The organism is Vibrio taketomensis (assembly GCF_009938165.1).
In the GTDB taxonomy this organism is placed as follows: domain Bacteria; phylum Pseudomonadota; class Gammaproteobacteria; order Enterobacterales; family Vibrionaceae; genus Vibrio; species Vibrio taketomensis.
In genome coordinates, this window is the sequence record NZ_AP019649.1 from 566,785 (window position 1) to 579,375 (window position 12,591).

10 protein-coding genes are annotated in these 12,591 nt (G+C 45.3%); 9 read left to right on the top strand and 1 reads right to left on the bottom strand.

Annotated features, from left to right (window positions below; genetic code table 11):
• The first annotated feature begins 30 nt into the window (after positions 1-30).
• The 7 genes from ftsW (at position 31) to lpxC (ending at position 8,221) form a co-directional block, all read left to right on the top strand.
• Positions 31-1,224, top strand: a complete 1,194-nt coding sequence (gene ftsW / locus Vt282_RS02690; protein ID WP_162062484.1) for a cell division protein FtsW — start codon at positions 31-33, stop codon at positions 1,222-1,224.
• Positions 1,211-2,272 (top strand): undecaprenyldiphospho-muramoylpentapeptide beta-N-acetylglucosaminyltransferase, encoded by a 1,062-nt coding sequence (gene murG / locus Vt282_RS02695; protein ID WP_162062485.1) that lies wholly within the window; start codon positions 1,211-1,213, stop codon positions 2,270-2,272. The genes ftsW and murG overlap by 14 nt, the downstream gene beginning before the upstream one ends.
• Before the next feature lie 11 nt (positions 2,273-2,283).
• The gene (murC, locus tag Vt282_RS02700) at positions 2,284-3,741 is read left to right on the top strand and encodes a UDP-N-acetylmuramate--L-alanine ligase (protein WP_162047085.1); all 1,458 of its coding nucleotides are present in this window, start codon (positions 2,284-2,286) and stop codon (positions 3,739-3,741) included.
• 174 nt (positions 3,742-3,915) lie between these two features.
• Positions 3,916-4,707 carry a cell division protein FtsQ/DivIB gene (locus tag Vt282_RS02705; RefSeq protein WP_162047084.1) on the top strand — a complete coding sequence of 264 codons (792 nt, stop codon included), beginning with the start codon at positions 3,916-3,918 and terminating at the stop codon, positions 4,705-4,707.
• Positions 4,691-5,953, top strand: coding sequence for a cell division protein FtsA (gene ftsA, locus Vt282_RS02710; RefSeq protein ID WP_162047083.1), 1,263 nt, complete (start codon positions 4,691-4,693; stop codon positions 5,951-5,953). Before Vt282_RS02705 ends, ftsA begins: the two co-directional genes overlap by 17 nt.
• Positions 5,954-5,982: 29 nt before the next feature.
• The gene (gene ftsZ / locus Vt282_RS02715; protein ID WP_162047082.1) at positions 5,983-7,209 is read left to right on the top strand and encodes a cell division protein FtsZ; all 1,227 of its coding nucleotides are present in this window, start codon (positions 5,983-5,985) and stop codon (positions 7,207-7,209) included.
• Positions 7,210-7,303: 94 nt separating this feature from the next.
• Complete coding sequence (lpxC, locus tag Vt282_RS02720; RefSeq protein ID WP_162047081.1) at positions 7,304-8,221, top strand: UDP-3-O-acyl-N-acetylglucosamine deacetylase; 918 nt, start codon at positions 7,304-7,306, stop codon at positions 8,219-8,221.
• A gap of 43 nt (positions 8,222-8,264) precedes the next feature.
• Here the strand turns inward: lpxC and Vt282_RS02725 are convergent, their stop codons facing one another.
• The gene (locus tag Vt282_RS02725) at positions 8,265-8,723 is read right to left on the bottom strand and encodes a DUF721 domain-containing protein (RefSeq protein ID WP_162062486.1); all 459 of its coding nucleotides are present in this window, start codon (positions 8,721-8,723) and stop codon (positions 8,265-8,267) included.
• 393 nt (positions 8,724-9,116) lie between these two features.
• Here Vt282_RS02725 and secA point away from each other — a divergent pair, with 393 nt between their 5' ends.
• Positions 9,117-11,849 carry a preprotein translocase subunit SecA gene (gene secA / locus Vt282_RS02730; RefSeq protein ID WP_162062487.1) on the top strand — a complete coding sequence of 911 codons (2,733 nt, stop codon included), beginning with the start codon at positions 9,117-9,119 and terminating at the stop codon, positions 11,847-11,849.
• Positions 11,850-12,089: 240 nt separating this feature from the next.
• Entirely contained in the window at positions 12,090-12,488 is a 399-nt protein-coding gene (gene mutT, locus Vt282_RS02735; RefSeq protein ID WP_162062488.1) for an 8-oxo-dGTP diphosphatase MutT, read from the top strand.
• Positions 12,489-12,591 lie beyond the last annotated feature (103 nt).

The following is a 12,591-nucleotide window of genomic DNA, read 5'->3' on the forward strand; positions in this document are numbered from 1 at the left end:
TCAGTAATTTTTTAGAGAACAGACATAACGATGCCATTGCGAGACACTTTCGCGAATCTTAAACAGTGGTTTACCCATCCAGCACCACAAGCACTCTTTGATCGCCAATTAGTGTGGATTTCGCTTGGATTGATGTTAACTGGCTTAGTGATGGTGACATCGGCATCGTTTCCAATCAGCTATCGCCTGACGGATCAGCCATTTCATTTTATGTTTCGTCATGCGATTTTTCTTGGCGTGGCATTAATCGCAGCGATCGTCGTGTTACAAGTACCGATGAAACTGTGGATGAAGTACAGCTCGCTGTTGCTAGGCATCGCTATTTTTATGCTTATCGTCGTGTTAATTGGCGGTAAGTCAGTAAACGGTGCATCACGTTGGATTCCGCTAGGTCCATTTAACTTGCAGCCTGCGGAGGTCGCTAAGTTATCGCTATTTATCTTCATGTCGAGCTATTTGGTTCGTAAGCAAGACGAAGTGCGTACGACCTTCTTTGGTGGTTTTGCGAAACCGATCATGGTGTTCATCACCTTTGCGGGTTTGCTGTTGTTGCAGCCTGACCTTGGTACCATGATTGTAATGCTGGTGACGCTGTTTGCGATGCTGTTTATTGCTGGGGCGAATCTCACTCACTTTCTGGCCTTAGTTGTGGCAGGGATCGGGGTGGTCATCACCTTGATTATTGCAGAGCCGTATCGTGTTAAACGTGTGACATCGTTCCTCGACCCATGGGAGAACCCTTTTGGTGATGGTTATCAGCTGACACAATCGTTGATGGCATTTGGTCGTGGTGATTGGTTTGGACAAGGTTTAGGTAATTCGATTCAAAAACTGGCGTATCTTCCAGAAGCTCACACCGACTTTGTTTTTGCCGTGTTAGCAGAAGAGTTGGGTTTTGTCGGGGTTGTACTTGTTTTGATGCTGATATTTAGCTTGGTATTGAAAGCGATTTTTATCGGTAGAAAAGCCTTTGAACATGATGAGTTTTTTGGCGGTTATCTCGCTTTTGGTATCGGCATTTGGTTTGCATTTCAAACTCTCGTTAATGTGGGTGCCGCAGCGGGCATGGTGCCAACTAAAGGTCTAACGTTACCGCTGATCAGTTATGGTGGTTCGAGTCTGGTTATAATGTCGGTGGCTGTAGCGATTTTGCTGCGTATTGACCACGAATGTCGTCTCAAAGCAGAGCAACAAGAAAAGAATGCAGAGAATGAGCAAGAATAAACGTTTAATGGTGATGGCTGGTGGTACTGGCGGTCACGTATTCCCGGGTTTGGCTGTAGCGAAAAAACTGCAACAGCAAGGATGGGAAATTCGCTGGTTAGGCACGGCTGACCGTATGGAAGCCGATCTGGTACCAAAACATGGTATCGAGATTGATTTTATCAAAGTGAAAGGACTGCGCGGTCAGGGCATTGCTCGTCTGATTGGTGCGCCGTTTCAAATTATCAATGCTATTTTGCAAGCTCGTGCACATATGAAAGCATGGCAACCTGATGCCGTATTGGGTATGGGTGGTTACGTTAGTGGTCCCGGTGGTATTGCTGCTTGGTTACTGGGCATTCCTGTTGTACTGCATGAACAGAATGCGGTCGCGGGGTTGACCAACCAATGGTTGTCTAAAATTGCTAAAAAAGTGTTTCAAGCTTTTCCGGGTGCATTTCCCAATGCAGAAGTGGTGGGTAATCCAGTACGAGAAGACGTGGTAGCGATACCTGCGCCTCAAGAGCGCCTCGCTGAGCGTCAAGGCCCAGTTCGTATTTTGGTTATGGGTGGTAGCCAAGGTGCGCGCATTCTTAATCAAACCATGCCTGAAGTCATGGCCAAGTTGGGCGACGGCTACCAAATTCGTCACCAAGCAGGTAAAAATAGCCAGCAAGAAGTAGCGCAGGCTTATCAAGCGCTGCAAGTTTCTCAGGCAGAGACGACCGAATTTATTGATGATGTTGCCGAGGCCTACGCTTGGGCGGATCTACTTGTTTGCCGATCAGGCGCACTGACGGTTTCTGAAGTGTCGGCAGCAGGTGTGGGAGCGATTTTTATCCCTTTCATGCATAAAGACAGACAACAGGCTCTAAACGCTGACCATTTGGTTGAGTGTGGAGCTGCAAAAATGATTGAGCAGCCACAGCTTACGGTTGATAAATTGGTTGAAGCTATCCAGTCGCTGGATCGTTCACAATTACAACAAATGGCGATTAACGCACGCAGTGCTGCTAAGTTAGAAGCGGATCGTGTCGTCGCAGAAGCGATTGTCGCACTAACCAAATAACGAGATACACAATGACCATTAAACACACACAAGATTTGGCTCAAATTCGAGCTATGGTGCCAGAAATGCGCCGCGTTAAGTCGATTCATTTTATTGGCATTGGCGGTGCTGGCATGAGCGGTATCGCTGAAGTATTGCTTAATGAAGGTTATCAAATTACTGGTTCTGATATCGCGGAAAATCCAGTCACTGAGCGCCTCAAAGCAAAAGGTGCCAAAGTGTATATTGGTCATCAAGCTGAAAACGTTGCGGAAGCGAGCGTGGTGGTTGTCTCTACAGCGATTAATGAAGAGAACCCAGAAATTAAAGCAGCACGAGAAGCACGCATTCCAGTGGTTCGCCGTGCAGAGATGTTGGCTGAATTAATGCGTTTTCGTCATGGCATTGCGGTTGCGGGTACGCACGGCAAAACCACGACCACTGCGTTGGTGACGCAAATTTATTCTGAAGCGGGTTTAGATCCAACGTTTGTTAACGGTGGTTTAGTCAAAAGTGCCGGCACGAATGCTCGCTTAGGGTCGAGCCGTATTCTGATTGCTGAAGCGGATGAGAGTGATGCGTCATTTTTGCACCTACAGCCGATGGTTAGCATTGTGACCAATATCGAAGCGGATCATATGGACACCTACGGTGGTGATTTTGAGACGCTAAAACAGACCTTTGTCGATTTTCTGCATAACTTACCATTCTATGGTCAAGCGATTCTTTGTATCGACGATCCTGTCGTTCGTGAGTTGATTCCTCGCGTGAGCCGTCAAGTGATCACATATGGTTTCTCGGAAGATGCGGATGTGCGTATTGAGAACTATCGCCAAGAAGGTCAACAAGGTAAGTTTACCGTGGTGCGTGAAGGTCGAGCGAACCTTGATATTACGCTGAACATTCCTGGGCGCCACAACGCGTTAAATGCATCGGCTGCGATTGCTGTTGCTACAGAAGATGACATCAGTGACGAGGCGATTCTAAAGGCAATGCTAGGTACTCAAGGTACAGGGCGTCGTTTTGATCATCTCGGTGAATTTGAAACCGGTAATGGCGTTGCCATGCTGGTGGATGATTATGGTCACCACCCAACAGAGGTAGGCGTAACCATTCAAGCGGCACGCAGTGGTTGGGCTGAGAAACGCTTAGTAATGATCTTCCAACCGCACCGTTATAGCCGCACACGCGATTTGTACGATGATTTTGCTAACGTACTAGAGCAAGTTGATGTGCTGATCATGTTGGACGTGTACGCCGCGGGTGAAAAACCAATTGCTGGTGCTGACGGCCGCTCACTATGCCGCACCATCCGTAGTCGCGGTAAGATTGACCCGATTTTTGTTGCCGATAGTGCCACTTTGCCGTCAATTCTAGCCAATGTATTACAAGATGGTGACTTGGTATTAACCCAAGGCGCGGGTGATGTGGGTAAAGTAGCGAAGCAACTTGCTGCGCTAGAGCTCAATATTGCTAAAATGCTGGCTTAATAGTGAGATTTTTGAAGGTTTAGCGCATTTCTTGTGTTAAATAAAGGAATTCTCACTCGGAAGGTTTGATAACTTCAATGACCCCAGTATAATCCGAGGGTTATAGTGAGTGCTTTAGCCTATACAGTGAGATAGAAAATTAGATTTGCGAGCGTATAACAAGGACAACGGATTTTGCTTAGTACAGTTTTTAACCAAAATCGTCGTCTACGAGAGTTTCCGGCATTAAAGAAACACCTAGTTGGTGGTGCTTTTTTTCTCGCTGTTGTTATCTCAATCGGCTCTCTGATTTCTTCGACTGTTTCTTGGATGTGGGATGATCAACGCCTCCCATTATCCAAACTGGTTCTGCAAGGTGAGCTTGAATATGTGAGCGCTTTAGATGTTCAGCGCGCATTTGCTACGCTAGACCATGTTGGAACGTTTATGTCGCAAGATGTAGATGTTTTACAACAAGCGATCGAACAAATTCCTTGGGTATCGCATGTATCGATACGCAAGCAATGGCCCGACACGATAAAAGTGTTTCTGACCGAACACCATGCACAAGCAATTTGGAATGGTGATGCATTACTCGACGAGGCCGGTCAGATATTTAACGGCGACATCAGCAAGTTGCATGGTGATCGAGTTAAGCTTTACGGCCCGGAAGGCAGCAGCAATGAAGTGCTTCAAACTTGGCAGAGAATCAGTAAGCAGTTTGAGCCGTTAGGTTTGACGATCACTTCGCTAGTACTAAACGAGCGACGAGCATGGCAGATTATTCTCGATAATGGCATTCGTTTAGAGCTAGGTAAAGAATCACTAGATGAACGAATTAATCGTTTTATCTCGTTATATCATAGCCTTGGTAGCGATGCGCAGCGCGTTAGCTACATAGACCTTAGATACGACACGGGAGCCGCAGTAGGTTGGTTCCCTGAACAAGAGTCACAACAAGAGAGTACAGATGACGAAGACCGCTGATGACAACATTATTGTTGGTCTTGATATAGGCACTGCAACCGTATCAGCATTGGTAGGGGAGCTCCTACCTGACGGTCAAATCAACATCATTGGCGCTGGTACTAGTCCATCTCGTGGTATGGATAAAGGCGGCGTAAACGATCTTGAGTCCGTGGTTAAATCGGTGCAGCGTGCTGTCGATCAAGCGGAACTGATGGCGGAATGTAAAATTCGCAATGTATTCATCTCTATTTCCGGCCGTCACATTGCGAGCCGAATTGAAAAAGGGATGGGAACTATTTCGGATGAAGAGGTCTCTCAAGAAGATATGGATCGTGCGATCCATACTGCCAAATCGATTAAAATTGGTGATGAGCAGCGCATTCTGCACGTAATTCCACAAGAATTTACTATTGATTACCAAGAAGGGATTAAAAATCCGCTAGGGTTATCAGGAGTGCGCATGGAAGTGAGTGTGCACTTAATCTCTTGTCACAACGATATGGCAAGAAACATTATTAAAGCGGTTGAGCGTTGTGGCTTAAACGTAGAACATTTAGTTTACTCGGGCTTAGCGGCAAGTAATGCCGTTATCACTGAAGATGAACGTGAGCTGGGTGTTTGTGTGGTCGATATCGGCGCAGGCACAATGGATGTTTCAATTTGGACAGGTGGTGCGTTAAGACATACAGAAGTATTTACTTACGCAGGCAATGCCGTTACCAGTGACATCGCGTTTGCCTTCGGTACACCAGTGAGTGATGCTGAAGAAATTAAAGTCAAATATGGCTGTGCTCTTAGTGAGCTAGTCAGTAAAGATGACACGGTTAACGTTCCCAGTGTTGGTGGGCGTCCTTCACGCAGTTTACAACGACAAACTTTGTCGGAAGTGATTGAACCACGATATACTGAACTAATGGGATTGGTTAACCACACTATCGATACTGTTCAAGAGAAGTTGCGTGAAGATGGTATTAAACACCATTTAGCCGCTGGTGTTGTTTTGACCGGCGGTGCTGCGCGTATTGAAGGATTGGTAGAATGTGCGGAACGTGTTTTCCGCAATCAAGTCCGCGTCGGCAAACCTCTAGAGGTGAGCGGTCTAACGGATTACGTTAAAGAGCCGTATCACTCTACGGCAGTTGGTTTACTTCATTACGCAAGAGACAGTCAGATTAATGATGAGACTGAGTATAACGAGCCAAAGCGTCAGCCGGTAAGTTCGTTATTTGATCGCTTACGTAATTGGATACAAAAAGAATTTTAACCTGAGCAGCAGGAAAACGGAGAAAACACATGTTTGAACCGATGATGGAAATGTCTGACGATGCGGTAATCAAAGTCGTTGGCGTTGGTGGCGGTGGCGGTAATGCCGTTGAGCACATGGTACGTGAGTCCATTGAAGGTGTTGAATTCATTAGTATTAATACTGATGCTCAAGCACTACGCAAAACAAGCGTAAATAGCGTCATCCAAATTGGTGGCGATATGACTAAAGGTTTGGGTGCAGGCGCAAACCCTCAAGTAGGACGTGACGCAGCTCTCGAAGATCGTGATCGTATTAAAGAATCTATCTTTGGTGCCGATATGGTATTTATCGCAGCGGGTATGGGCGGCGGTACCGGTACAGGTGCTGCGCCAGTGATTGCTGAGGTTGCTAAAGAGTTAGGTATTCTGACAGTTGCAGTAGTAACCAAACCATTCAGCTTCGAAGGTAAGAAGCGTATGGCGTTTGCAGAACAAGGTATCGAAGAGTTGTCTAAACATGTGGACTCTCTTATTACGATTCCTAACGAAAAACTACTAAAAGTATTGGGTCGTGGTATTACACTGCTTGAAGCTTTTGCTAGCGCAAACGACGTACTTAAGAATGCGGTTCAGGGTATTGCTGAGCTGATTACTCGTCCAGGCATGATCAACGTCGACTTTGCTGACGTTCGTACAGTAATGTCTGAGATGGGCCATGCAATGATGGGTAGCGGTGTCGCTAAAGGCGAAGACCGTGCTGAAGAAGCGGCAGAGATGGCTATCTCAAGCCCACTTCTAGAAGATATCGATCTTGCTGGCGCACGTGGTGTTCTAGTTAACATCACAGCAGGCCTTGACATGCGTCTAGACGAGTTTGAAACTGTAGGTAATACAGTAAAAGCGTTCGCTTCAGACAACGCAACTGTGGTTATCGGTACTTCACTTGACCCAGATATGGCAGATGAAATCCGAGTAACGGTAGTAGCAACTGGTATCGGTAACGAGAAAAAGCCAGACATCACGCTAGTTGCGGGTGGTAAGGCAAAAGTTGCACCAGTGGCACAACCACAGTCACAAGTAGCAACACAACAACCAGCAGCGGTAAAAGTAGAAGAGAAACCGGCGCAAACATTGCAAGAGAAACCACAAGTCGCTTCTCAACCGGCAACTCAATCTACATCAGCAAGCAATGGTTTAGGCCAGAGCACGGCACCCAAAGTAGAAAAAGATGGTTATTTAGACATTCCAGCTTTCCTACGTCGTCAAGCTGATTAAGCGTCAAAAATTGACATGGTTCTAAAATGTGTTACGATGCGCGACCGATGATTATATCGCCAGCGATTTGTAGCACTATTACTGAGGCAAGTAGATGATCAGACAAAGAACTCTGAAAGAATTAGTGAAAACGACCGGTGTAGGCTTACACTCAGGGCGTAAAGTAACTTTGACTCTGCGCCCAGCTGCTGCAAACACAGGCGTGATTTACCGTCGTACAGACGTTAATCCTCCTGTAGATTTTCCAGCGGACCCTGAATCAGTTCGCGATACCATGCTTTGTACAGCATTGGTAAACGACCAAGGTATTCGTATCTCTACGGTTGAACATTTGAATGCAGCTCTTGCTGGTATGGGTATCGACAACGTAATTATCGAAGTTGATGCACCAGAAATTCCAATTATGGATGGCAGTGCGAGCCCGTTTGTTTTCTTACTGCAGCAAGCAGGTATTGAAGAGCAAAACGCAGCAAAACGTTTTATCCGTATTAAGAAACCAGTTCGCTTTGAAGATGGCGACAAATGGGCAGAGTTTGTTCCATTTAATGGTTTCCGTATGGATTTCGAAATTGAATTTAACCATCCAGCTATTGAGTCGGATGAGCAACGTTTAGTTTTTGATTTCTCATCAAAAGGTTTCGTGAAAGAAATTTCACGTGCACGTACTTTTGGTTTCATGCGTGATATCGAATATCTGCAATCGCAAAACCTAGTCTTAGGTGGTAGCTTTGACAACGCAATCGTGTTGGATGACTACCGTATCCTGAATGAAGAAGGTCTGCGCTTTGAGAATGAATTTGTCACTCACAAAGTATTGGATGCGATTGGTGACCTATACATGTGTGGCCACCCAATTATTGGTGAGTTCCGTGCATACAAATCTGGTCATGGTTTGAATAACCAATTGTTGCGATCTGTTCTTGCAAATCAAGAAGCTTGGGAATGGGTAACCTTCGAACAAGAAGAAGTGTCGCCGGTTGCGTTTGCAGAGCCAAATATGGTACTCGCATAAGCAAAACCAAAGTTAGAAAAAACCAGGCAGTTGCCTGGTTTTTTTATGCCTTTTTTTCCGCCAATTTAGCCAGGCTTTCTAAACGCGCTTTGACTTTTGGTGATGCGCCTTGGGCTATCATGGTCAGGTATTCCGCGGCCGTATTAGAAATTGGCTCACGTTTCTTGCTTATCGGCTCTTCTTTGATCATCTGTTGGCGGTAGAGATCTGGGTTAACTTGCACTTCGATCGCAATCAAACGAGCGAAACCCTGAGATCTTAGTTGGTTCAGGATCGTTAGTCGATCGTAGTTGATCTTCATCATGATCGCGCCACTAGAAACTTCAAGCACTAGGTGGTTATCACGTAGGTTTGCCACTCGGCAATGATTGGCCGTGTTTTTTGGCAACACTGATTTAAGTACTTGGTTAATCGCCATGATTTCTTTGGCATGTTCTTGAATATTCGAGAAACGAGAATCAGAGATAATATCGTTACTTAACGTAGGGCGATGGTCGCGCATATCTATGCCTTAAATACTAGCTTAGTTATGATTTTAGCTAAGCTTGAGCCTCAGTAATAGCTATTTACCGAATAAACTTGCGCCATTCATGGGTAAAAAATAACAAGTGCTTCAAACAATTCAATAAGAGATTGGTCGTCAGGGGCAAAAATCCTTACACTACACGCCTATACCCAAGCGACTTCAGGGTGAGGGCGGTGTTATATTCGCCATTACTCGCATTTCGAGGTTCTTTGGGCATATTAATAAACCCTAATGTCTTGAAAATCTAAGTTCTCACCACAATATCTGTGATTAATGATTTAGCACAGTGTTCTTAGTTTAAAACTGAAAGAGACTAAAGGCATTAAGTAGAGATCGGGCCCGATCGACTGATAGAGAGATTCACACAAGATGATAACTAAGCTACTGACAAAGGTAATTGGCAGTCGTAACGACAGAACATTGCGTCGCCTTAAGAAGATTGTAAAAGAAATCAATAATTACGAGCCAACGTTTGAAGCTCTATCTGATGAAGAATTAAAAGCAAAAACTGTCGAGTTTCGTACTCGTTTAGAGCAAGGCGAAGATCTTGATAAACTGATCCCAGAAGCGTTTGCAACAGTTCGAGAAGCGTCTAAACGTGTATACGGTATGCGTCACTTCGACGTACAGCTTATCGGTGGTATGGTGTTAAACGCTGGCCAAATCGCGGAAATGCGTACTGGTGAAGGTAAAACTCTAACGGCAACTCTTCCTGCTTACCTAAACGCACTACCAGGCAAAGGCGTTCACATTGTAACAGTGAACGACTATCTCGCTAAGCGTGATGCTGAGACCAACCGTCCACTATTTGAATTCCTAGGTATGACTGTTGGCGTTAACGTGCCAAACATGCCACCTCAAGAGAAAAAAGAAGCGTATCAAGCGGATATTCTTTACGGAACCAACAACGAATTTGGTTTTGACTACCTACGTGACAATATGGCATTCCGTCCAGAAGATCGCGTGCAACGTGCTCGCTTCTTTGCGGTTGTCGATGAGGTGGACTCGATTCTTATCGATGAAGCGCGTACGCCACTTATTATCTCTGGTCCTGCAGAGGATAGCTCTGAGCTTTACACTCGCATCAATACACTAATTCCACAGCTACAAAAGCAAGACCAAGAAGACTCAGAAGAGTACCGCGGTGATGGCCACTACACGGTAGATGAAAAATCTAAGCAAGTGTATCTAACCGAAACTGGTCAAGAGTTCGTTGAAGAACTGATGGTCAAAAATGGTTTGATGGAAGAAGGCGACACACTTTACTCACCTGCTAACATCAGTCTGCTTCACCACGTAAACGCTGCGCTACGTGCACACGTATTGTTCGAAATTAATGTTGACTACATTGTTAACGAACAAGGTGAAGTGGTGATTGTTGATGAACATACTGGTCGTACAATGCCGGGTCGTCGTTGGTCAGAAGGTTTGCATCAAGCGGTTGAAGCAAAAGAAGGCGTTAAGATTCAAAACGAAAACCAAACGCTGGCTTCGATTACGTTCCAGAACTACTTCCGTCTATACGAAAAACTGTCAGGTATGACAGGTACAGCTGATACTGAAGCATTCGAATTCCAATCGATTTACGGCTTAGAAACGGTAGTTATTCCAACCAACAAGCCAATGATTCGTAATGACATGCCAGATGTGGTTTACCGTACTGAGCAAGAAAAGTTTGCGGCAATCATAGAGGATATCAAAGAGCGCGTGGCAAAAGGTCAGCCATCGCTAGTTGGTACGGTTTCAATTGAGAAGTCAGAATTACTGTCAAGTGCCCTACAAAAAGCGAAGATCAAGCACAACGTTCTAAACGCGAAATTCCACGAGAAAGAAGCAGAAATCGTTGCTGAAGCGGGTACACCAGGTGCAGTAACCATCGCAACTAACATGGCAGGTCGTGGTACCGATATCGTGTTAGGTGGTAGTTGGCAAGCGAAGGTTGAGCAATTAAACAACCCAACTCCTGAGCAGATTGCACAAATCAAAGCGGATTGGAAAGTGGTGCACGACCAAGTACTTAAGGCCGGTGGTCTACATATTATCGGTACTGAGCGCCATGAATCACGTCGTATCGATAACCAGTTACGTGGTCGTTCAGGTCGTCAGGGTGATGCGGGTTCTTCACGTTTCTACCTATCAATGGAAGATGCGCTACTACGTATCTTTACTTCTGACCGCATGGCAAGCCTAATTCAAAGCGGTATGGAAGAAGGTGAAGCTATCGAGTCGAAGATGCTTTCACGCTCAATTGAAAAAGCACAACGCAAAGTTGAAGGCCGCAACTTCGATATTCGTAAACAGCTACTTGAATACGATGACGTAGCAAACGATCAACGTAAAGTCGTGTACGAGCTACGTGATGAGCTGATGAGCATCGATGATATCGGTGACATGATTGCGCAAAACCGTGATGATGTACTGAACTCAATTATCGACGAATACATTCCACCACAATCTCTAGAAGAGATGTGGGATGTAGATGGTCTGCAAGAGCGTCTGAAGAATGATTTCGATCTAGATGCACCAATCAAAGAGTGGCTAGAAGCAGACGACAAACTGTATGAAGAAGCGCTACGTGAGCGCATCATCACTCAAGCGGTTGAAGTATACAAAGAGAAAGAAGAAGTGGTCGGTGTTGAAGTACTACGTAACTTCGAGAAATCGGTAATGCTACAAACACTAGATACACTTTGGAAAGAGCACCTAGCTGCGATGGATCACCTACGTCAAGGTATTCACTTGCGTGGTTACGCACAGAAGAACCCAAAACAAGAGTACAAGCGCGAGTCGTTTGAACTGTTTGAAGGTTTGCTTGAGTCGCTAAAAACTGACGTGATCACAGTACTATCTCGCGTTCGTGTTCAACGCCAAGAAGAAGTTGAACGCATGGAAGAGCAGCGCCGTGCACATGCAGAAGCAGCAGCACGCCAAGCTCATGCAGAGCATGCAAGTGCAGAAAACCAACTTTCAGATGGTGAAGAGAGTGCAGAAAATGCACCTCAGCAACCAGTGGTGCGTGACGAGCGTAAAGTGGGTCGTAATGAGCCATGTCCATGTGGTAGTGGCAAAAAATATAAGCAGTGTCACGGTCAAATTAACTAAGTTTATTGAATCGTTGCTGTAGCGATTGATTGCGGTGTCGATGGTACTCACTTACCTTGGTAAGCTCCGTGCCATCTCCTAGCACTCAATGAGCGACAGCTTAGCTTCAAAAAACTTTGGTATTATGTAGAGAGTCGCTTAGGCGGCTCTTTTTTTTGAGTAAAATTTGGGTTTGGTCTTTATCATGGGGAAGTGAATGATATGCGGGTAGTGAGCAAACCATTTGAGGGAAGAGAAAGTATGAAAAGAATCCATATTGTGGCAGCGGTGATCTTTAATCAGGATCAATCGCAGATTTTTATCACTAAGCGTCCGGATGATAAACATAAGGGCGGTTTCTGGGAGTTTCCCGGTGGTAAGGTTGAAGCGGGTGAGAGCATTGAACAGGCGATGGTGCGCGAGCTTCAAGAAGAGATTGGTATTACGGTTACCGAGCAAGTGCTGTTTGAGCATCTTGAATATGATTACCCAGAAAAATCACTCAAATTTGATTTTATCACTGTGACTAATTTTAGTGGTCAGCCTTATGGGCGTGAAGGCCAGCAAGGTGAATGGGTGTCAATTGCCGACTTGGCTAATTACCAATTTCCAGAGGCAAACGTGCCGATCCTTGAGCGAGTGATCAGAGATTTTTCATGATCTATGTCTCAAAAAGCTAGCCAGAATAACCATTTATTGGTAGTTTAAGCAGCAAGATCTTTTTACAAGGTGAGGAGATCCTCACCATGTCACTTAGGAATGG